This is a genomic window from Glaciecola sp. HTCC2999, from assembly GCF_000155775.1.
GTDB lineage: Bacteria > Pseudomonadota > Gammaproteobacteria > Enterobacterales > Alteromonadaceae > Opacimonas.
Genome location: NZ_DS989813.1, coordinates 55,757 through 77,624, shown reverse-complemented (window position 1 = coordinate 77,624; position 21,868 = coordinate 55,757). Strand labels below are relative to the sequence as shown.

Below are 21,868 nucleotides of genomic sequence, written 5' to 3'. Positions count from 1 at the left end.
AGGGCCCGTTACAAAACGGGTCGCGAGTTACAAATAGAAAGCGAGTTATTGCTTATTAATTATTGATAATTGGCTTATTTGGCAAACAGCGAAGATAAATCTTCAAATGCTTTAAATTCTAAGGCGTTACCAAACGGGTCGAGCAAGAATAGCGTGCTTTGCTCACCGACTTCGCCTTTAAAGCGCGTGTAAGGCTCAACAACAAATTCCACTTTCGCAGCGATGAGTTTATCAGCTAATTCACGCCAGTCAGATAAGTTCAGCACAACACCAAAGTGAGGTACCGGCACAGCATGATTGTCGACGGCATTATAAGCAGGTGCAGATGGCATTTGCGCAACAAGGTGTGTCACGACTTGATGACCGAAGAAATTCCAGTCAATCCATTGGGAAGATTCACGCCCCTTCGCACACCCTAGCAATTCTCCATAAAAAGCGGTGGCTTGGGTTAAACAAGTCACCGGGAATGCTAGATGGAAAGGACGTAATTCGCTCATTATGCGTCGTATGGGTCACGCAGAACAATGGTTTCGACACGGTCTGGACCGGTTGATACGATATCAATCGGTACACCAGTCAACTCTTCTAGACGTTTGATATAGTTTTTCGCAGCTTGCGGTAACTCATCATAAGACTGCACACCAAACGTGTTTTCACTCCAACCTGGCATTGATTCATACACAGGTTCGATAACATCATAACCATCAGCTGCCATTGGCGGTACAGTTGCAATATTGCCGTCTTTGTCTTTATAACCTGTACAAATTTCTAAGGTTTCAAGACCATCTAAAACGTCTAACTTCGTTAAACATAAACCTGTAATTGAGTTAATTTGTACTGCACGCTTCATCACAACTGCATCAAACCAACCAGTACGACGTTTACGACCAGTAGTCGCACCAAATTCATGCCCTTTAACACCTAAGTGTTGGCCAACTTCACAATCCAACTCAGTAGGGAAAGGTCCTGAGCCTACACGGGTGGTATACGCTTTAACAATACCTAAGACATAATCTAGGTTTAACGGACCAAAACCAGCACCGGTAGCGACGCCACCAACCGTTGTATTTGAAGAGGTAACGTAAGGGTAAGTACCATGGTCAATGTCAAGTAATGTCCCTTGAGCACCTTCAAACATAATTTCTTTACCGGCCTTACGCGCTTCATCGAGTAAATCGGTGACATCAACGATCATCGGTTTGAGGACTTTCGCGACTTCCATTGCATCGTTATAAACGCTATCAAAGTCAACAGGGTCGACTTTATAATATTCAGTCAGCATGAAGTTATGATATGCCAGTATCTCTTTCAGCTTTTCAGCAAAATCTTTGGCATTGAATAAATCACCTACACGTAAACCGCGACGCGACACTTTGTCTTCATACGCAGGACCAATGCCGCGACCGGTGGTACCGATAGCTTTATTACCACGTGCAATTTCACGGGCTTGGTCTAATGCAATGTGATATGGAAGGATCAGCGGACACGCTTCAGAAATGACTAAGCGTTCTTTGACTGGAATACCGCGTGCTTCAAGCATGCTCATTTCCGTCATTAGCGCTTCAGGACTTAATACAACACCATTACCGATGACACAGGTGACGTTGTCACGCAGTACGCCAGATGGAATCAAATGTAATACCGTCTTTTCACCATCAATCACTAATGTATGACCGGCGTTATGTCCGCCTTGGTAACGTACTACATACGTTGCACGTTCAGTTAATAAATCAACGATCTTACCTTTACCCTCGTCACCCCATTGAGTGCCGAGCACGACTACGTTCTTTGCCATAATAATCTTGCTGTAAAAAAATAGGCGTGAATAGTAGCAAAAACTCGCTTCAAATTCACGCGTTTGATAAGGCTTTTTTTCTTAACTAGGCGATTAGACTAATAGAGTAAACTATAAACCTTTCTTCTATAACTCGATTTAAGGGGTTCACCATCTGGTAATGCATTGATCATATCTAATAAATGCTTTTTCGCATCACCGAAATTTAAATCAATTTGCACGACACTATAAAGTAATCCAAGGGCTTCTTCTGTTTTGTGTGCTGCGTGTAATGCAACGGCAAGTTCAATACTGATCTGTTTATCTGTGGGGTCAGCATCGTATTGTGCTTGTAATGCTTTTAACTCAGGAGACTCTGCCGCTTGTTCTGCTAACTCGATTTTGCCTTGCAACACCGTATAACGATTATCCTGATCAGCCAATCCGATATTATCTAACAATGCTTTGGCAGCAGAAATTTGCCCTACGTCAATTTGACAATCAGCTAACATGTATTGACAGTCTAGATTCTCAGGCTTAATGGCATAAGCTTGCTGTGCAAAAGGTAAAGCACCTTGTGCATCACCTTCGTTAAGTTTCTCTTGGGCTTGGATAAGTAAAGCATCTTCAGGTTGTGGAAGATGCTTCTCTAGAAAAGCGGTAATCTGTGCGTCTTCTACCATTCCAGCAAACCCATCCACCGGCTGACCATCTTTAACTAACATCACAGTCGGTAAACTTTGGATCCCAAATTGAGAGGCAATTTGTTGTTGCTCATTACAATTCACTTGGGTGTACTGCATCACTTCGCTGTACTTAGCGGTCAGTACCGATAATGATTGAGTGATTTGGCTACATGCTTGACTTTCCGGCACCCAAAACTGGACTAAAATAAATTTTTGCTTGGACTCTTCTAATAAGATTTGCTGGAAATTATCTAAGGTAATCGCAATCGGTGCGTTCATATCTGATGACCTTGGTTGGGAAATTAAATAGTAATATTTTTATAATGGGGCAGTTTACACAGAAAGCAAGTTTCAATAGCGGAATATTGCGCTTTAGCTGAGTTGGTCTTATTATCTTAAAATATTTTTATTCTAGGTAGCATTTTCTATGAAGCAATCGTATAAATCATTCAAAGCATTTTACCCTTACTACCTCCAAGAACATAAAAATCGCCAATGCCGGTTAATGCACTTTATTGGCTCAACATTAGTGCTGCTAGTGTTGATAGCTGTATTAGTCACCCAACAATGGGTATGGCTGTGGTCTTTGCCTTTATTAGGATATGGCTTTGCGTGGGTGGGGCATTTCTTTTTTGAAAAAAATAAACCTGCCACCTTTAGCTATCCGCTATATAGCCTGATAGGCGATTGGGTGATGTATAAAGACATTTGGACCGGTAAGCTTTCTTTATTCAAATAATCATACCATGATTGTTAAAGCGACTGTTCTGCGAATTCTGCAAGACGACTTCTGACGACACCGTCCAAAGTGATGGTTGAACTCCCCTCAAAGTTTTTAAATTTTTCGACTAAGTATGTCAGTCCTGAAGTCACCGCAGATAGGTAATTACTATCAATTTGCGCTAAATTCCCCCCACATATTAATTTAGTGCCCTCACCACAACGAGTGATAATCGTTTTTAATTGTGACGCCGTTAAATTTTGCGATTCATCTAAAATGACAATAGCGTTTTGAATACTCCGACCGCGCATAAAATTGACAGATTTAAATTGAATGTTTGCTTTCTCCATGATGTAAGACATCGAACTTGCAGTACTTTCATCGTGTTTATGTAGCACCTCTAATGAATCCGTAATTGCCGATAGCCATGGGGCCATCTTTTCTTCTTCCGTACCCGGCAAGAAACCAATCGATTCTGCTATTTCGGGAGTAGAACGCGTGACAATAATTTTGTCATACATATTCTTTTCCACCACCATTTCAAGTGCAGCAGCTAAAGCGAGTAAAGTTTTACCACTTCCAGCAGGACCCGTCATCACGACCAAATCAATATGCGGATCGAGTAAGGTATGCAGTGCCATAGCTTGTCCTATATTTTTCGGACGAATGCCCCATGCTTGACGAGACATTAATCGCTCCACACCTAAATCAAGGATTTCAATAAAATCTGAGTCAATACCTTCAACAATTCCCGCAAATGTGCCGTTTTCATCCACTATAAACTCATTAATATAAGCATCTGGCAATACTGATTTTGGTATTCGGTGGATAACATCACGTCCCTCTTGACGACTCTCTACATTACTTACTTGTTCCCAAAAATCACCCTCAAATGTCATAAAACCTTTCGATAGATATTTAATATCGTCTACCAGTTGGTCCGTTCGGTAATCTTCGACTTTCCCCATGCCTGCGCCTTTAGCTTTTAAACGCATATTGATATCTTTAGTGACGAGAATCACTTCATTGTTTGGGTGAGACTGCTGCATATCGAGTGCGACATTGATGATACGGTTGTCGTTTTCATTGCTTGTAAATACTTGTAACTCTTGGGCCATTACTAGGTCAGTATAAATAGACAATCGCCCACGGGGACCATGTTCTCCGCCAGTAACCCCCTCAAGACTGACCCCTTGAGTCATTTGTTCAGGGGTTGCATCTTTTAATACATTTTCCATCGCACGAATAGATATGCGAGCATCCCGTGCAACATCTTTTTTACTATCTTTGATATGGTCCAGTTCTTCTAAAACAGTCATTGGCACAACGACATCATGTTCTTGAAAGGATAAAAAGGCGAGAGGTTCATGTAATAGAATATTCGTATCAAGAACGTAAATTTTGGTAGCACTTGAAGATACTGTCATTTAAAACTCCTTATCTGACCGATAATTTTTTACAAAGTTTTATATTCAATACCTTTACAATAATCCATATAGATTGAAATTACCTGTTTTTTTTCATATTGCTCAGACGTCTACTAGAATTCATGCGATAATTACACTTTATCCTTTTACTCTTGAAATTATTTACCTATATTTTATGAATTTTACCGTTGGTCAACGCTGGCTGAGCTCACAGCAACCCGAACTTGGACTAGGCATTGTTGCTGATGTTCAACTTAGACAAGTCACTATTTATTTCCCTGTTACCCAAGAAGATAAGCACTATTCCATCGATAGTTCACCTTTGATCCGTTTATTATTAGAAAAAGGCGATATTGGCCTCGATGTCGATAAGCAAGAATTTTGTGTACTCGACACGATGGACACCAATGGTCTCATCCAATATCTAGTCGAATATACACACAATAATGAGTCGGTCGTATTAACTGAAACTCAGTTATCACACTTAACGCAAATTAATCAGCCTGAAGATCGCTTATTTACGCTGCAACTAGATAAATACAACTGGTTTGATGCAAGACGTGAGGCGTTTGATGCACGTTTTACGCACCAACAATCGCCTTTATTGGGTTTAAGCGGCGCACGAGTTAGCTTAATTGAACATCAAATTCATATTGCGAATCAAGTAGGTAATCGTTTCGCCCCTCGCGTGTTACTTGCTGACGAAGTGGGTTTAGGTAAAACGATTGAAGCAGCTATGATCATACAAAAACAGCGTCTCAGTGGTCGTGCTACTCGCATTTTAATTATTGTCCCTGAAACCTTGATCCATCAATGGTTAGTCGAGATGCATAGAAGGGTTAATGTACCCTGTGCAGTATTTGATGCTAGTCGTGTTGAAGCCTTACTCGAAGATGGCATGAACCCATTTGATGCAGAGCAAATCGTCTTAATTAGTATCGATACCTTAGTGACGGAGCCTAAGATTAATGCTTGGGCTTTAGCATCATCATGGGATCTAATGGTTGTAGATGAAGCGCATCATTTACATTGGTCAAATGAAACCGTGTCAGATGAATATGCCCTGGTAGAAGGACTGACTCAAATCACACCGGGCGTCTTACTATTGACAGCCACGCCAGATCAACTGGGTCATGAAAGTCATTTTGCACGCTTACGCCTACTCGACCCTGCCCGTTTTACTGACTTTGCTACTTATGAAGCTGAACAGGCTCAATATAAAGTGCTTGCTGAATTAACGGATGCATTGCTAGATGAGCAAAGCACTATGTCTCTTGTTGCAGAGCTAGCTGAGACTGAAGCGACAATCAGTAATGAATTACAAACACATGTCGCCTCTATCTATACAGATATCGATGTTGAATATCTTGCGACCACATCACATCAATCGATGATCAATCATCTCATTGATCGCCATGGCACCGGTCGGATGTTTTTTAGAAACACTCGACAATCTATCGCAGGGTTGAATGAGCGGATTTTACATGCCTATCCATTAGCGTTACCAGAAGAATGGCAAACATTAGATTGTCCTCGATCACATACCTGTTTTATTCATGAGTTACCCGCATTACATTCAAGTTGGTTATACGATGATCCTCGCGTAGATTGGTTACTGGAATATTTAGAAGATACCACGAATAAGACTTTACTTATTTGTCGCTCCCAACGGACTGTGTTGCAACTTGCTGAATTTATTAAGAAACTGACGGGTCAACATTTACCTGTCTTTCATGAAAACATGAGTATTATTGAACGAGACCGTGCTGCACATTATTTTTCCGATCCGGAAAACAGTGCACCCTTATTATTATGCAGCGAAATTGGTTCAGAGGGGCGTAATTTCCAATTTGCGCAGCATTTAATCTTATTTGATTTACCTGCACATCCGGATTTATTAGAGCAACGCATAGGTCGACTTGATCGTATTGGCCAATCACAAACGGTGAACATCCATGTCCCGTATGTTGAACATACCGGTCAAGCCACCTTGTTTAAGCTGTATCATGAGGGTCTAAATAGTTTTAATCAGACCTGTGCCATTGGGGCAAAAGTGTTTGCAACGCTAGACCACAAGATTCAAAGTGCCTTAGCAGAACCTACCGAAATTAATGATGTGATAATCCAAGCAGCAGCTCTAGCATCTCAGTTTAATGAAGAACGCCAACAAGGCCGTGATAAGCTGTTAGAAATCAGTGCTAGCGGTAAAGGTACAATAGAATCATTAGTCGACGCATTGAATGCGCCAGAACTAGCGCATAGCGTAGAAAGTTTCATGCACTTAATCTGTGACGCGCTAGGCATTGCGCATATTGTTAATGACGCACATAGCTTTATTTTACAACCCACTGATCAATTAGCACATGCTATTCCTAGCTTACCTGATGAAGGATTAACGATTACCTATCGTCGTGATGTCGCTACTGCAAGAGAAGAGCTGAGCTTTATTAGCTGGGATCATCCACTGATACATGAAGCTATCGACATTATCACCAGTGAAGTGAACGGCAAAGCATCATTAAGCTTTATGAGTAACACCGCTTTACCTGCGGGTGCATTTTTTGTTGAGTGTTTATACATCTTGCAAGCCAATACAGATAACACGACAGGATTTAACCCTTATTTGCCTCAGACACCAGTTCTGATCCAGCTCGATAGTCAAGGTAACTCGATGAATAATGTGTCGGTTGAGTTAACTAAGGTTGACCGTAAACTCAGCCAAAAACTAGTTCCCGCACTCGCCAAACCAATTAAACTGGTCCTAGCAAAAGCGGAAGCCTTAGCCCAAGAGCGGGTAGCATCGGTAAAAGAAGCAGCGCATGAATTCATCCACACACAACTCGGCGCGGAAATTACTCGGTTGACCGAATTGCAAAAAGTGAATCCAAGTATTAGTGACATTGAAATTGCGCATATGCAAAGTACATTAGAGCAAGCTCAAACAAGAATTCAAGAAGCGACGTTATATTTAGATGCGATCCGAGTCGTGATCAATAACCCCAAAAAGTGATAATCAATCAACATGGCTATTTTAAACTATCAACCACCCACTGATCCCTTTCTTGATATATTGCATCAAGATGAGGACATTATTGTCTTAGCTAAACCACCTGGTTTGCTCAGTGTCCGTGGGCGAGCTGCGAACCACCAAGATAGTTTACAAAAACGTGTGACGGACGTGTATCCCAATGCCCGTATTGTGCATCGCTTAGATATGGCTACCTCTGGGATCATCGTCATGGCGATGCATAAATCGGCCAATCAGCATTTAAGTGCTCAGTTCGCAGAGCGTAAAACTCAAAAACGCTACTTTGCACGAGTTTTGGGCCAGATGTCAGTCAGCGAAGGGGAGATCACAGCACCTTTAATTGTAGATTGGCCAAATCGCCCTAAACAAAAAGTCTGCTATGAAACGGGTAAGAAAAGTTTAACGCACTTTAAAGTGGTTGAAGTGGGTGAAAAAACGACCCTCGTTGAATTACACCCTGTGACGGGACGATCGCATCAGTTGCGTGTACATTTACTGTCTATCGGTCACCCAATATTAGGTGACCGTTTATATACTGAAGCTTATACCCGTGAGGGAGTCACTCGATTATGGCTACATGCTGCTGAGCTGGGATTTTACCATCCCACTACTATGCAATGGATGCAGTTTGCTATTGAGCATCCATTTGCAATTGAACCGCAATTAATCGGCCTTTAGGCTCATCAGTTAGCACATAAACCACATTACTTGAACTGACTTGTACATCACGAATACGTGCGTTTAACTCATTCAGCAATTCCGTCTGTTTCACGACATTATCGCCTTCCATTTCTAAATAGCGTAAATGTCTGAATTTTAATGAGCCTATCAAAATGTCATCATTAAAAAATGCCATACCACTGGGCGCAATAGAAGGCACCCAATATGTTAAAGGCCGCTCTAATCCTGGCGCTTCAGTCTGATCAGTGATAATGGTACCGTTATAATTCACCCCATAAGTGATGGTTGGCCAACCATAATTGGCACCTACTTTAAGGCGATTTAATTCATCACCACCTTTTGGTCCATGCTCATGTGCCCACATGACTTTTTCAGTAGGATGCCACACGATCCCTTGCACATTTCGATGACCAATAGAATAGACTTCTGGTACCTTTGAATCTAGAAACGCATTTTCAGGATGTGGAGTGCCATCAGGTAACACACGTATCACTTTGCCATAATGATTATCAAGGTCTTGAGTTAACTCTTTACCGGCACCGCGGTCACCGAGTGTGATAAACAACGATTTATCATCTGTAAATGCTAAACGACACCCAAAATGAAAACCTGAATTCACCTTAGGCTGCGCGGTAAAGATATTCGTGACATCACTTAATTCATTACCGCTAAGCGTAGCTGAATAGACCTCTGAACCAGTTTTACCTTCATCATCAGCTCTAACTAAGCATACATAAATTTTATTATTTTGAGCAAAATCAGGATCCAAAGTGACGCCTAATACTCCACCTTGACGTTCTGCAACGACACTCGGCAGTCCGGTTAGACGGGTGACGTTACCCGTGGCTGTAATTTTAGCTATCGAGCCTGTTTTTTCGGTCACAAGAAATTCGCCACGTGGCAGAAGAGCAAGCGACCACGGACTAGAGAGATCAGTTGCTATGACGGTTTGTGCCGTAATGGACTGCGCGAATACATTGTTGCTACCAGTCATCAGCGAGAAACTCATGACAAAAAAGGCCACAGCCACAACTTTGCTTGAACTCAACATAATATTTTCCTTTAAGTATTGAACTAATCTATACGTAAAAGATGTCATTTAGATTAATGTTTCATCCCTGAGCTGTGCATGGATACTACAGGAAAGTTGACAGTTTGTGCCGGCATATTATCAAACGTTAAAGTTAACGCTATTTGCTTACCTTCACTTAATTCTGTTTGTAACCCTACAAACATAATATGGAAACCACCCGGTGCAAACGTGACTGTACTTTGCGCATCAATCGTCACACCACCTGACACTTCTTCCATTTTCATTACATCGCCATCCATTGTCATGGTGTGTAATTGAATATCATTCGCCACCATTGTCAATGAACTCACTGAAGTTAGTGTTGTAGTAGTTTCTGTAGGATTCGTGATCGTCATATACGCAGCGCCGGTTTTCGCCTGACTATAAGCAGCACGGATTTTAGCATCTGATATCATTAACGTATCCGGTAATGATGGGGTGCAAGCTGATAAGACACAGATTGCAATCATAGTACTCAATAATTTTAACATGTCATAACTCCGATTTATTGTTTAGCTAATTTACTGGCTTGGGTCAATAACCGCGGAAAATGTTGCATAGGTAAAAATTCACCGAGCTGCTCGAATTTTTTACCCAGATCAGCATAACTATTAGCAGTGACATTGATATGTCCCATTTTACGCTTTTCACGGACTTCTTTTCCATACCAGTGCAGATGCACACCTGGGATCCCTATTAGATTTTTTGAAAATGAACTTACGCCAATGATATTGACCATCGCACTGATTTTATCGGCATGAGAATCACCTAATGGTAAGCCACAAATAGCACGAAGATGATTCTCGAACTGGCAGGTATCAGCCCCCTGCATAGACCAATGTCCGGAATTATGTACTCGCGGCGCTAACTCATTAACTAATAGGTCATCTCCTACTTGGAACAACTCTACTGCTAATGTACCGACATATTCCATTTGAGAAGCTAATGCTGCAAAAATACTTTCTGCTTTTTGTTGTAAAGTATCATTTAACTCAGGTGCTGGGGCGATCGAAACATGCAATTGACCTTCAAAATGCGTATTTTGAGCCAACGGATATAGTGCGACATTACCTTCGCTATCAACACTTCCTACTAATGATAACTCTCGATCAAATGGACACATTTTTTCAGCGATAATTGGCACTTTTTCTAAATCTAAATGATTAAATACAGTAATGAGTTCGTCTAAATCACTTTGTTGACTCACACGCCATTGCCCATAACCATCATAGCCATCACGGCTTGACTTCAAAATAATTTTGTCACCTAAGCGTTCCGTGATCCCATCAAGTTGAGCAACATTTGTGATAATTTCGTGTTCACAGTTTGGAATATTAGCCAATGCTAAAAGTTGTTTTTCACGGACACGGTCTGCACCCACGAGAATCGATCGCATATTTGGGGCTAACTTACCTGACTGTTCCGCCTGTTCAAGAAGTGCTTCAGGCACATGCTCAAACTCGACGGTTAATACGTCGGCATTAGCGATGGCATCGTCTAAAGATATTTTCAAATTACGTTTTGTAACAGGATTCACAATTTTATTCGTCGCCACATCGACCGCCTGAATATTAATATTCAAGGGACTACCGGCTAAATACATCATTCGAGCAAGTTGACCGGAACCATATACCAACACATTCATAATTAAAGCTCTAATTGACCGTTACTAAGCACGGTGTCCGTTTGAGTTTGACGAAAATCAATGATCGCTTGAGCGACCTTAGGTTCCTGAAGTGCAACGATTTGAGCTGCTAATAAACCTGCGTTTGCCGCTCCTGCTTCACCAATGGCAAGTGTACCAACAGCGACACCTTTAGGCATTTGTACAATCGATAGTAAAGAATCAATTCCATTTAACTGACTGGAACGGACGGGACAGCCTAAAACAGGAATATGAGTGTGAGCAGCTATCATTCCAGGTAAATGAGCAGCACCACCTGCACCCGCAATAATCACGCTATAACCTTCAGTATGAGCAGTCTGAGCAAATGAAGTTAATAATTCAGGAGTGCGGTGTGCAGAAACAACTTGCGCATGAAATTCAACACCGAGCTGTTGTAACATCTCTGCAGCCAGTTTCATCGTAGGCCAATCAGATGTAGACCCCATTACAATTGCAACTTTTGCCATTTTATACTCTCTTTACTGCGACTAGTCCGACATAACCAAATTATTTAATTTAATGCCGTGGAAACCGGCTATTATACCTTAATTTAACTATAATGAAATAACGTTATCCAACCGCGTTAGATTAAAGCGAAGCTGTAGGTTTCCCATTAATAAGTATTTACTTTTTTGATTATCACTATATAGTAGAAATCTATGAATTCATTAACGTTTAGATTACTAGAAGTCTTCAAGCAAGTTATTGAAACAGGGTCTATTACCGCCGCATCTGCAGCGTTAAAACTTTCTCAACCTACAGTTTCATTACAACTCAAAAAATTGTCAGAAATTTATAATATGACTTTGCTTGAGACTCATCATGGTACCCTTCGTCTGACTGAAGCAGGCACGGCTGTATACAACTGTGCAAATGAAATAATGCAGTCACAAAAAGTGTTAGAATCTCATATAGATTCACTAAAAATGCAACAGACTAGCGCGTTTAAATTAGCGGTAGTGTCCACTGCTAAATATCTAATCACGCCAATCCTAAAACCATTTTGTTTAGAAAACCCAGGTGTGAATGTTCAGCTTAAAGTGGGCAACACAGAGCAAATAACACAACGCTTAGCTGAAAATAAAGATGACTTATATATTTTCTCATCTGTGCCAGAACTCAACAACATCACATCAACCCCTTTTATGGATAACCAGCTCAAATTGGTTGGCCCAATGGATTACAATGGTCCCAATCATTGTCACTTAAGTGAACTTAAAGAACAAAAATTCTTGGTCAGGGAAAAAGGTTCTGCCACACATAAGGTGTTAGTGGATTATTGTGTACAAAATAATATTACATTATCTAACATTATGCTGATTGAAAGTAATGAAGCGATACAACTTGCGGTGTCTTCAGGATTAGGTGTCGCCGTTCTGTCTCAAGCAACATTAAGTCAACAGACGAATGCTATGGTAAAAGAATTAAATATTGTTGATTTCCCTATTGTTAACCAATGGCATTCAGTCACCCTCAAAAACAGACCACAATCAGATATTAGTAACAAATTTACATATCACTTGTTAAATCACGGCCAACTAGCTTCAGTGTCTTAATAGCAGCAATTACCACATCGGATAATTGCTACTCAATGACATTAGTGTACTTATGGCTGTTCTTGATTAAATAATGTATCAACAGTTAAGTTGGTCAAAAGAGCCACTCCTAATTTCATTCCTTCATCCTGTACGACGAACTCCGGAGTATGGTGAGCAGGGGCTTGTGCTTCAGTGATATCAGGTGAGCGACCACCTACCCATAAATACACACCTGGCACTTCCTTTTGAAAAAACGAAAAATCTTCAGCTCCGGTCACCGGTTTAGAATAGACGACATTATCTTCTCCAGCGGTTCGCGTCAGCGTCGGTAAGACTTGTTTCATTAAGGCATGATCGTTAAAAGTGATTGGATAATGGTAATCTAATGGTAACGTTATTTCTGCTTCTGCGCGCATACTTTGCGCTATCGCATGGACCTTACGAGGTAGAGCTTCATAAATGTGATCACGTGCTTTTTCATTTAATGTCCGAATTGTACCCACTAATTCGACTTCATTAGGAATGATATTAGAACGATTCCCGCCATTTATAGCGCCTATGGTAATAACCGCTGCGTCATCAAGTAACTGTAATTCACGACTCACTATAGTTTGTAAACTCATAATAGTTTGGGCGGCAGTCGTAATAGGATCAACACTTAACCATGGGTAAGCGCCATGCGCTTGTTTGCCTTTGATGACAATTTTAAACGGATCTACTGCAGCCATGATCCCACCTTCACGCCATAATACTTTTCCAACTGGGGTTGCTGCTGAGATATGTAACCCAAAAATAGCATCTACATCAGGATTCTTTAAGACACCCTCTTTTACCATGATTTCAGCCCCACCGACTTCCCCTTCAGGCGAACCCTCTTCAGCCGGTTGAAAGATGAACTTAACTTGACCAACCAAATCATCTTGCATATCCGTTAGAATTTTGGCGGCTCCCATGAGCATTGCCATATGAGTATCATGGCCGCAGGCGTGCATCACCGGAACATCCTTACCATTAAATTTGCCACGCTGGACAGATTTAAATGGTAAATCACTGCTTTCTTCGATTGGCAAAGCATCCATATCAGCGCGAAGTGCAACGACGGGTCCAGGTTTGCCTGTATCCAATAACCCCACGACACCCGTTTTAGCTATCCCTGTTTGTACTTGCAACCCTAGAGAACGTAAATATTGTTCAATATACGCGGCTGTTTTAAATTCGCGATTCGATAATTCCGGAAACTCATGAAAATGATGACGCCACTGAATGACCTGAGCTTCAACCTCATCTACTTTTTGATTAATAACAGTAGTTTGTGGTTTTGCATGGCCTGGCAATGAGAAACTCAGTGATGAGACACTCAATACTGTTACAACCCCTATAAACCTACAAACTTGTCGTGAAAATGACTGTATCTTCATGATGTTTCCCATATGTTATTGTGCTTCTATAAGTTTGACAGTGTAAGTTGGTTATATAGAAGAAAGCAAAAAATAAGTAAAAAAAAACCATGTCTACACCAAAATGAGGACATGGTTTATATTCATTTGTATAAGAATTAAGTACGTTGGCGCTTCATTGCATCAAAGAATTCATCATTCGTCTTCGTCATCGATAAACGGCTAATTAAAAATTCCATCGCATCAATTTCTGTCATTTCATGAACAATTTTACGTAAAATCCACATTTGCTGAAGTTCTTTTTGGTTCGTCAACAATTCTTCTCGACGCGTGCCGGAACGGTTGTAATCGATGGCTGGGAATACCCGCTTTTCAGCAATCTTACGATTCAAATGTAGCTCCATATTACCCGTGCCTTTAAACTCTTCATAGATAACCTCATCCATTTTAGAGCCTGTATCAATTAACGCGGTTGCAATAATGGTTAAACTACCACCTTCTTCAACATTACGCGCAGCACCAAAGAAACGCTTCGGTTTGTGCAATGCGTTAGCGTCTACACCCCCTGTAAGCACTTTACCCGATGATGGGATGACGGTGTTATAAGCACGCGCTAGTCGAGTAATTGAATCGAGTAAAATGACCACGTCTTTCTTATGTTCAACTAAACGCTTCGCCTTTTCAATGACCATTTCGGCAACTTGAACATGACGACTCGCAGGTTCATCAAAGGTTGATGCAATAACTTCACCTTGGACCAGACGCTGCATTTCCGTAACTTCTTCAGGGCGTTCATCAATCAGTAGTACCATCAACTGGCAATCAGGATGGTTCGCTGCAATCGATTGAGCAATATTTTGCAGTAATAAGGTTTTACCCGCTTTTGGGGGGGCAACAATCAAACCACGCTGACCTTTACCGATAGGAGATGCTAAATCTAATACACGTGCTGTGATATCTTCAGTACTACCGTTACCACGTTCCATACGAAGACGTTCATTCGCATGTAATGGCGTTAAGTTTTCAAAAAGGATTTTATTACGTGAGTTTTCTGGTTTATCAAAATTGACTTCACGTATTTTTAATAAGGCAAAATAACGTTCAGAGTCTTTTGGTGGGCGTATTTTTCCCGATATTGAGTCACCAGTGCGTAAATTAAAACGTCGAATCTGACTAGGAGACACATATATATCATCAGGACCCGCTAAGTATGAAGAATCAGCCGAGCGTAAAAAACCAAAGCCGTCTTGAAGAATTTCTAATACACCATCGCCAAAAATATCTTCTCCACTTTTAGCGTGAGCTTTCAATATAGAGAAAATAATATCTTGTTTGCGGGCGCGGGCGAGGTTTTCTAGTCCCATCTCGCTAGACAATGCGACGAGTTCAGAGATGGGTTTATTTTTTAATTCGGTTAAATTCATAGTGGGATCTTTAAGCATTCGCTTTGATTAAATAATGATATTTGAGATTAATTGCACAGTACAGGCATTGAGGATGTTACTGTGGAGTCGTGACACAGAGATGTGTATTAAGTTAACGTTAGCACTAAATTGGGGTTAGGTAAAGGATTCTTGCGTTTAAATGTTATAGGCTGTTAATTTTTATATCATTAACAGCCTATACATGAATTACAGGTTTTCCTGTAAGAACTCTTCTAGTTGTGCTTTTGATAATGCACCAACTTTAGTTCCAGCAACGTTGCCATCTTTGAATAATAATAATGTTGGAATACCGCGGATACCGAATTTTTTCGGTGTTTCACTGAACTCATCTACATTTAACTTACCAATTTTGACTTTTCCTTCGTAAGTATCTGCAATTTCAGATAAGATAGGGGCAATCATTTTACATGGACCGCACCATTCGGCCCAGAAATCAACTAAAACGGGACCTTCAGCATTTAGAACGTCGGCTTCGAATTTATCATCAGATAATGTGATAATCTTGTCGCTCATTTTATTCTCCAAGTTGGTAAAACTTCTAATTTGTTTACCATAGTGTTATATAAAAGTAGTTTTTAATGCAAGCACTGAACATATATTAATGCAAACAACTCACTTAACAGATACTCGATTTTCGGATTTAAAGATCCATCAATCAATCATAGATGCTCTAAACGAAGCAAACTTCGAATATTGTACACCCATTCAAGCATTAAGTCTGCCACCTCTTATCGATGAACTTGATATTGCGGGACAGGCTCAAACAGGAACAGGAAAAACCATTGCCTTTTTAGTCGCTACTTTTCATTATTTGCTAACGCATAAAAATAGTGAAAAAGGGCCAAAGGCGATGATTATGGCGCCTACTCGCGAGCTTGCTGTTCAGATTTATAACGATGCAGAGCTGTTAAGTAAACACACTGGTTTGACCCTAGGTTTGATATATGGGGGCGAAGGTTATGAAGATCAACGTCAAACATTAACAAACGGTGTCGATATTATTATCGGTACGACAGGCCGGATTTTAGATTACTACAAACAAGGAATTTTTTCGCTCAATCATCTACAGGTGGCGGTACTTGACGAAGCCGATCGGATGTTTGATTTAGGTTTTATCAAAGATATTAGATATTTATTTAGACGTATGCCTAATGCAACCGAACGTTTAAGTATGCTGTTCTCTGCGACCTTAAGTTATCGTGTACAAGAACTTGCTTACGAGCATATGAATAATCCGACTCATGTACAAATTGAGCCTGAAAAGAAAACCGCAACTCGTGTTCAAGAAGAGCTATTTTATCCATCCGATGATGATAAAATTCGATTATTATTAACTTTACTTGAAAACGAATGGCCAGAAAAAGCCGTTGTTTTTGCTAATACGAAATTTAGTTGTGAAACTGTCGCGGCTTGGTTGATGGCCGATGGTCATCGTGTCGGATTACTCAGTGGAGATGTACCTCAGAAAAAACGTATGTCAATCATGGAGGGATTCGCCAAAGGGAAGCTCGATATTCTTGTCGCCACCGATGTAGCAGCGCGTGGTTTACATATTGAAAAAGTCACTCACGTATTTAATTTTGACCTCCCTGACGATGCTGAGGATTATGTACATCGAATTGGTCGAACCGGCCGTGCAGGTAAAAGCGGACATGCCATCAGTTTTGCATGCGAAAAATACGCCTTGAACCTACCTGAAATTGAAGCGTATATTGAACACTCAATACCCGTTACAGATTACGACAGTGGCGCCTTACTTACGGATTTAACGCCACCTAAATTTGTCAGCAGAAAACGCCAAGGTTCTGGCCATACAAGAAACAATAATAATAATAATAAAAGTAAAAACTATGCAAGACCCAATCGAAACAACCAACGCTAACATGACACATCAAGATTTGACCACCCTAAACACAAAAGGTGATTATTATGCGGCGGTCGATCTTGGCTCAAACAGCTTTCATCTTGTGGTAGTTCATGTTATCCACGGGAACGTTCAAATTGTATCTAAAGTTAAACAAAAAGTGCGTTTAGCCGCCGGTCTAGATGCTCATAATCACCTTGACCAACTCGCAATTGAGCGAGGTTGGCAATGTCTCACCAGGTTTGCCGATCGATTACAAAATATCCCTAAAGAAAATATTAAGATTGTCGCTACTGCTACTTTACGTCTAGCAACGAACGCAGAAGATTTTGTACGGGAAGCTGAAACCATTCTTAAGCATAAATTGCATATCATCAGTGGTGAAGAAGAAGCGGCAGAGATCTATCGCGGTGTCGCATATACCTCTACAACATCAGGCAATACGTTAGTGATTGATATCGGAGGCGCTAGTACTGAAGTCGTTGTTGGCCGAGATATGCAGCCGTTGCACGTTCACTCCTTTAATATGGGCTGTGTCACTTTTATGCAGCACTATTTTGAACATGGTCATCTAACTGAAGATAATTTTAACTTAGCAATTAATGCGGCAAAAACTGAAATCGAACAACACGTACATGCGTTTAAATGTTTCGATTGGCAACAAGCATTAGGGGCATCGGGTACTCCCCAAGCGATTACCGATATTTTGATCCAACAAGGGATCCGGGATGAAATTAAATTAAATTACCTTTATCAACTTAAGTCGCAGTGTATTGAGGCTTTGCATATCGATGCACTGAACATTGATGGTCTTGCGGAATCTCGTCGTGTTATCTTTCCGTCTGGCTTAGCGATTCTTATCGCATTATTTGAATCATTAAATATTCAAACAATGAATATTGCAGGTGGCGCTTTACGTGAAGGGATTATCTATGGGATGTTGGATAATCAAACGTTAACCGATCGTCGGTCACAGACTATTCATGCCTGTATACTCAAATATCATATCGATGAACAACAAGCAGAATCAGTCACCACGACAGCAATCGAGCTGTTCAAACAAATTAATCAACGTCTCGCTGACACTATTTTAGATGGACAAAATATTCTCTATGCTGCCGCGATGTTGCATGAAATTGGATTACATATCGAGTTTAAAGAGCAACACTTGCATGGTGCTTATATTTTAAGATATATCGATCTACCTGGTTATACGAAATTACAAAAACAATGTATTTCAGATTTAGTTAAATATCATCGCTCAGATATCCCTGAAGATGCATTACAGGACTATCCTAAAGAAGTACGTACGAACATGTTACAGCTATTAAGAGTATTGCGTCTAGCGGTCGTGCTTAATATAAAACGCACCCAAGATAAAAGCATTTACAACATTGCTCACATTCAAATCAGTGAAGATGCAGAGACACCAGTATGGAATGTATCTATTGAAAAATGCTGGATAGCAGAAAACAAGTTAGTTGAAACTGAACTGGCAAATGAGACTTGGCTGATGCACAAAGCAAAACAAACTTTGAATTTAGTGCAATACTAACAACTCAAGGCTGTTTTGCTTATGGCTGCTGCAATAATTTAGCAGCTTCGATGGCAAAGTAAGTTAATATGCCATCGGCACCGGCTCGTTTAAAACTGATCAAGCTTTCTAATATTACAGCCTCTTTATTAAGCCAGCCGTTCGCAAACGCGGCTTGATGCATGGCATATTCTCCACTGACTTGGTAAGCAAAAGTGGGCGCTTGTAACTCTGTTTTGACACGTCTGACAATATCTAAATACGGCATCCCAGGTTTGACCATCACCATATCAGCGCCTTCCGCTAAATCCAACGCCACTTCTTTTAACGCCTCATCTGAATTCGCAGGGTCCATTTGATACGTATACTTATTGCCACCTTTAATATTACCTGCAGAGCCAACTGCATCGCGAAAAGGGCCGTAATAACTAGACGCATATTTAGCCGAATATGCCATGATGCAAGTGTTCACATAACCATGCGCCTCTAAAGCACGTCGAATTAAACCGACTCTGCCATCCATCATATCTGATGGGCCAATAATATCAGCACCAGCCTGTGCATGAGACAGCGCTTGTTTCACCAACACTTCGCATGTTATATCATTAAGCACATAGCCTTGATCATCAATAATGCCATCTTGCCCATGCGTGGTGAACGGGTCTAACGCAACATCCGTCATCACGATTAATTCAGGGAAGCGTTGTTTTACAGCTCTTACTGCAGTTTGCGCCAAGCCTTCAGGGTTATAAGCTTCTTCTGCTAACAACGATTTATGCGTATCCGGTGTCACTGGAAAAATAGCAATAGTAGGAATACCTAAAGCAACGACCTCTTCCAGTTTTTCCAGTAGGGTATCAACACTGTAACGATACACATCGGGCATCGACTCTACTGCTTCAATTTGATTATGCCCAGGAAGAACAAACATAGGGTAAATAAAATCTTTCACCGACAAATGCGTCTCACTGACCATCTTACGTACACCAGAAGTAGCACGTAAACGACGAGGGCGAACAAGCGGGTATTGGTGGTATGAATCTGACATATTATTTATTTAATCCGTTTAACAGACAGTTGGCGATTACTATCTTCAGCTGACATATAAATCGCACCAAACACACCTTTTTCAAACGTCACGACCTGCCCGACGGATAATCTTGCGCGGTCTTCTATGCGCACCTGCTTCCAGACCTGTCCATTATTTAATGTAATCGTTTTATAATTATTCCGATCACTTTTAATGGCCGTGATGACTGCCTGCATAGTATCCGTAGTGACGATTTCTTGACCAAATGATTCGGTCGCCTTATTCACGCTAGATTCAACGGTATGTGGTGTCACAGGTGTCGATGTATTCATTGCCGTAGAAGGTTTGACACTCGAAGTAACTTGTTTAGGTATGGTCACATCACTATAGTCATTTAAGTTAGCATGAATGCGATCAAAACAAACTAATCGTTTCAGGCTATTTTTCTGCGCCCCACAGGCTGATATCGCATCAGCGACAGACTGAGTTTGCGCATGTACAGCCATGCCACAACACAGAATGAACGTCATGATTAAATATGAAACAAGTCGCTGAGTGTGATGATGAATATTGATACGCATAGAAATTCTCTCTTATTGTTATTCCGATTGAGTGCTTTGTTCAGATGCATTGTGTGGCTTGCTATAAATACTACCAATAATGATCCCAACTTCATACAGGAACCACATTGGGATCGCTAATAGCACTTGAGATATGACGTCTGGTGGCGTTAATAACATCCCGACAACAAATGCACCCACTACGACGTAAGGCCGTTTTTGCCGCAATTGTTGTACCGTGGTGATACCTGTCCAACACAATAAAATAATCGCTATTGGGATCTCAAATGCAACGCCAAACGCAAAAAATATTGTCAATACAAAGCTTAAATAACTACTAATGTCGGTGCTTACAACAACCCCTTCTGGCGCAAAGCTAGTTAAAAAGCCAAAGGCGACAGGGAATAACACGAAATACGCGAATGCCATGCCGGCATAAAATAAAATAGAGCTTGAAAACAATAAAGGAGCAATGAGTTTCTTTTCATTACGATATAACGCTGGCGCAATAAATGCCCATATATGATAAAGGATATAAGGGATCGCGATAAAGAAAGCAACAACAAGCGTTAATTTAAAAGGGGCTAGGAAAGGCGACGCAACATCAGTTGCAATCATACTTGCTCCGTCAGGAAGCGCGTTAAGTAAGGGGCGAGCAAGTAAGTGATAAATATCTTGAGCAAACGGTGATAGGCAAACAAAAATCAACAACACACTCACTAACATGCTAAGTAAACGACTACGAAGTTCTATAAGATGTGTAATAAGACCGCTTTGCGATGCCATGTGTTAGTTATCTTTTTTATAAGGTTGCTGGACTGAAGCAGCGGCTTCTTTTAGTTCATCCACGCTGGATTGTAAATCAGGATCTAATTCAGAAAAGCCTTTCTCTTCGGCTTTTCTAAGATTCTCGTGAAGTTCATGAATGCGTAATTGCTCTTCCACTTCATTTTTAAATCCATTGGCTGTTTGCTTAACACCACGTACTACTTTCATCGTGCTGCGAATAGCGCTCGGCAAACGTTCAGGTCCGAGAATAACGAGTGCCATTACCCCGATTACTAATAATTCCCAAAAGCCAATATCAAACATGAGTTAGTCTTTTTTCACTTCCTGAGTGGATGAGATTGTGACGCTTTCATCCGCTTTTTCATTAATTTGCTCGGGTGAGAAATCAGCGTCTTTTTGAGTGGTGCCATCGTCATTGACCGCTTTTTTAAAACCTTTTAGCGCTCCCCCCAAATCAGCCCCGATATTTTTTAACTTACCTGTCCCAAACAATAAAATCACGATCAACGCAATTAACAGTAAGCTCCAAATACTAATACCACCCATAATTTATTCCTTTTACACTTGATGATTTGTTTATCTTTGTGAATAACCTTATACTCGATTAAGTAGTATAAAATAAACGGGGTTAGATTACATTCGATAAATAATGTATC

General features: G+C 40.8%; 22 protein-coding genes. 6 read left to right on the top strand and 16 right to left on the bottom strand.

Annotated features, from left to right (window positions below; translation table 11 throughout):
* Positions 1–74 precede the first annotated feature (74 nt).
* The 3 genes from G2999_RS08875 to G2999_RS08865 form a co-directional block, all read right to left on the bottom strand.
* Positions 75–497, bottom strand: a complete 423-nt coding sequence (locus G2999_RS08875; protein ID WP_010180849.1) for a VOC family protein — start codon at positions 495–497, stop codon at positions 75–77.
* Positions 497–1,795 (bottom strand): adenylosuccinate synthase, encoded by a 1,299-nt coding sequence (locus G2999_RS08870; RefSeq protein ID WP_010180847.1) that lies wholly within the window; start codon positions 1,793–1,795, stop codon positions 497–499. Before G2999_RS08870 ends, G2999_RS08875 begins: the two co-directional genes overlap by 1 nt.
* A 98-nt stretch (positions 1,796–1,893) precedes the next feature.
* Entirely contained in the window at positions 1,894–2,739 is an 846-nt protein-coding gene (locus G2999_RS08865; protein ID WP_010180845.1) for a tetratricopeptide repeat protein, read from the bottom strand.
* A gap of 148 nt (positions 2,740–2,887) precedes the next feature.
* Here G2999_RS08865 and G2999_RS08860 point away from each other — a divergent pair, with 148 nt between their 5' ends.
* Positions 2,888–3,199, top strand: a complete 312-nt coding sequence (locus G2999_RS08860; RefSeq protein ID WP_010180844.1) for a DUF962 domain-containing protein — start codon at positions 2,888–2,890, stop codon at positions 3,197–3,199.
* A 14-nt stretch (positions 3,200–3,213) separates the two neighbouring features.
* On the opposite strand, the gene G2999_RS08855 is transcribed toward G2999_RS08860, so the two are convergent.
* On the bottom strand, positions 3,214–4,608 hold the full coding sequence (locus G2999_RS08855; RefSeq protein WP_010180842.1) for a PhoH family protein: 1,395 nt from the start codon (positions 4,606–4,608) through the stop codon (positions 3,214–3,216).
* A 175-nt stretch (positions 4,609–4,783) separates the two neighbouring features.
* On the opposite strand from G2999_RS08855, the gene rapA reads away from it, so the two are divergent.
* Both rapA and G2999_RS08845 read left to right on the top strand, forming a co-directional pair.
* Entirely contained in the window at positions 4,784–7,618 is a 2,835-nt protein-coding gene (rapA, locus tag G2999_RS08850; RefSeq protein ID WP_010180841.1) for an RNA polymerase-associated protein RapA, read from the top strand.
* A 12-nt stretch (positions 7,619–7,630) separates the two neighbouring features.
* On the top strand, positions 7,631–8,314 hold the full coding sequence (locus tag G2999_RS08845; RefSeq protein WP_010180840.1) for an RluA family pseudouridine synthase: 684 nt from the start codon (positions 7,631–7,633) through the stop codon (positions 8,312–8,314).
* Here the strand turns inward: G2999_RS08845 and G2999_RS08840 are convergent.
* The 4 genes from G2999_RS08840 to purE are packed head-to-tail and all read right to left on the bottom strand — an operon-like array spanning position 8,268 to position 11,522.
* Entirely contained in the window at positions 8,268–9,368 is a 1,101-nt protein-coding gene (locus G2999_RS08840; protein WP_010180838.1) for a PQQ-dependent sugar dehydrogenase, read from the bottom strand. The genes G2999_RS08845 and G2999_RS08840 overlap by 47 nt on opposite strands.
* 53 nt (positions 9,369–9,421) lie before the next feature.
* Positions 9,422–9,880 carry a copper chaperone PCu(A)C gene (locus tag G2999_RS08835; protein ID WP_010180835.1) on the bottom strand — a complete coding sequence of 153 codons (459 nt, stop codon included), beginning with the start codon at positions 9,878–9,880 and terminating at the stop codon, positions 9,422–9,424.
* A 14-nt stretch (positions 9,881–9,894) separates the two neighbouring features.
* Complete coding sequence (locus tag G2999_RS08830) at positions 9,895–11,034, bottom strand: 5-(carboxyamino)imidazole ribonucleotide synthase (protein WP_010180833.1); 1,140 nt, start codon at positions 11,032–11,034, stop codon at positions 9,895–9,897.
* A gap of 2 nt (positions 11,035–11,036) precedes the next feature.
* Entirely contained in the window at positions 11,037–11,522 is a 486-nt protein-coding gene (gene purE, locus G2999_RS08825) for a 5-(carboxyamino)imidazole ribonucleotide mutase (protein ID WP_010180831.1), read from the bottom strand.
* Positions 11,523–11,714: 192 nt separating this feature from the next.
* Here purE and G2999_RS08820 point away from each other — a divergent pair, with 192 nt between their 5' ends.
* Positions 11,715–12,611, top strand: a complete 897-nt coding sequence (locus G2999_RS08820) for a LysR family transcriptional regulator (protein WP_010180830.1) — start codon at positions 11,715–11,717, stop codon at positions 12,609–12,611.
* 50 nt (positions 12,612–12,661) lie between these two features.
* Here G2999_RS08820 and G2999_RS08815 read toward each other — a convergent pair whose 3' ends face one another.
* From G2999_RS08815 to trxA, 3 genes are all read right to left on the bottom strand, one after another.
* Positions 12,662–13,927, bottom strand: coding sequence for an amidohydrolase (locus G2999_RS08815; RefSeq protein ID WP_010180828.1), 1,266 nt, complete (start codon positions 13,925–13,927; stop codon positions 12,662–12,664).
* Positions 13,928–14,148: 221 nt separating this feature from the next.
* Positions 14,149–15,414, bottom strand: coding sequence for a transcription termination factor Rho (rho, locus tag G2999_RS08810; RefSeq protein WP_010180826.1), 1,266 nt, complete (start codon positions 15,412–15,414; stop codon positions 14,149–14,151).
* A gap of 207 nt (positions 15,415–15,621) precedes the next feature.
* On the bottom strand, positions 15,622–15,948 hold the full coding sequence (trxA, locus tag G2999_RS08805; RefSeq protein ID WP_010180824.1) for a thioredoxin TrxA: 327 nt from the start codon (positions 15,946–15,948) through the stop codon (positions 15,622–15,624).
* An 88-nt stretch (positions 15,949–16,036) separates the two neighbouring features.
* Between trxA and rhlB the strand changes: the two genes are divergently transcribed.
* Entirely contained in the window at positions 16,037–17,317 is a 1,281-nt protein-coding gene (rhlB, locus tag G2999_RS08800) for an ATP-dependent RNA helicase RhlB (RefSeq protein ID WP_010180822.1), read from the top strand.
* A 1-nt stretch (position 17,318) separates the two neighbouring features.
* Positions 17,319–18,854: a guanosine-3',5'-bis(diphosphate) 3'-pyrophosphohydrolase gene (locus tag G2999_RS08795; RefSeq protein ID WP_050751043.1), complete on the top strand. Its 1,536-nt coding sequence runs from the start codon at positions 17,319–17,321 to the stop codon at positions 18,852–18,854.
* Between the two features lie 19 nt (positions 18,855–18,873).
* On the opposite strand, the gene hemB is transcribed toward G2999_RS08795, so the two are convergent.
* Genes hemB through tatA form a run of 5 tightly spaced genes read right to left on the bottom strand, consistent with a single transcriptional unit; the run spans position 18,874 to position 21,758 of the window.
* Positions 18,874–19,881 (bottom strand): porphobilinogen synthase, encoded by a 1,008-nt coding sequence (hemB, locus tag G2999_RS08790; RefSeq protein ID WP_010180818.1) that lies wholly within the window; start codon positions 19,879–19,881, stop codon positions 18,874–18,876.
* Between the two features lie 5 nt (positions 19,882–19,886).
* A complete protein-coding gene (locus G2999_RS08785; RefSeq protein ID WP_010180817.1) occupies positions 19,887–20,444 on the bottom strand; it encodes a hypothetical protein in 558 nt (185 codons plus the stop codon).
* 18 nt (positions 20,445–20,462) lie between these two features.
* Positions 20,463–21,209 carry a twin-arginine translocase subunit TatC gene (gene tatC / locus G2999_RS08780; RefSeq protein WP_010180815.1) on the bottom strand — a complete coding sequence of 249 codons (747 nt, stop codon included), beginning with the start codon at positions 21,207–21,209 and terminating at the stop codon, positions 20,463–20,465.
* A 3-nt stretch (positions 21,210–21,212) separates the two neighbouring features.
* Positions 21,213–21,515 carry a Sec-independent protein translocase protein TatB gene (tatB, locus tag G2999_RS08775; protein ID WP_010180813.1) on the bottom strand — a complete coding sequence of 101 codons (303 nt, stop codon included), beginning with the start codon at positions 21,513–21,515 and terminating at the stop codon, positions 21,213–21,215.
* A 3-nt stretch (positions 21,516–21,518) separates the two neighbouring features.
* Positions 21,519–21,758, bottom strand: a complete 240-nt coding sequence (gene tatA, locus G2999_RS08770; RefSeq protein ID WP_010180811.1) for a twin-arginine translocase TatA/TatE family subunit — start codon at positions 21,756–21,758, stop codon at positions 21,519–21,521.
* Positions 21,759–21,868 lie beyond the last annotated feature (110 nt).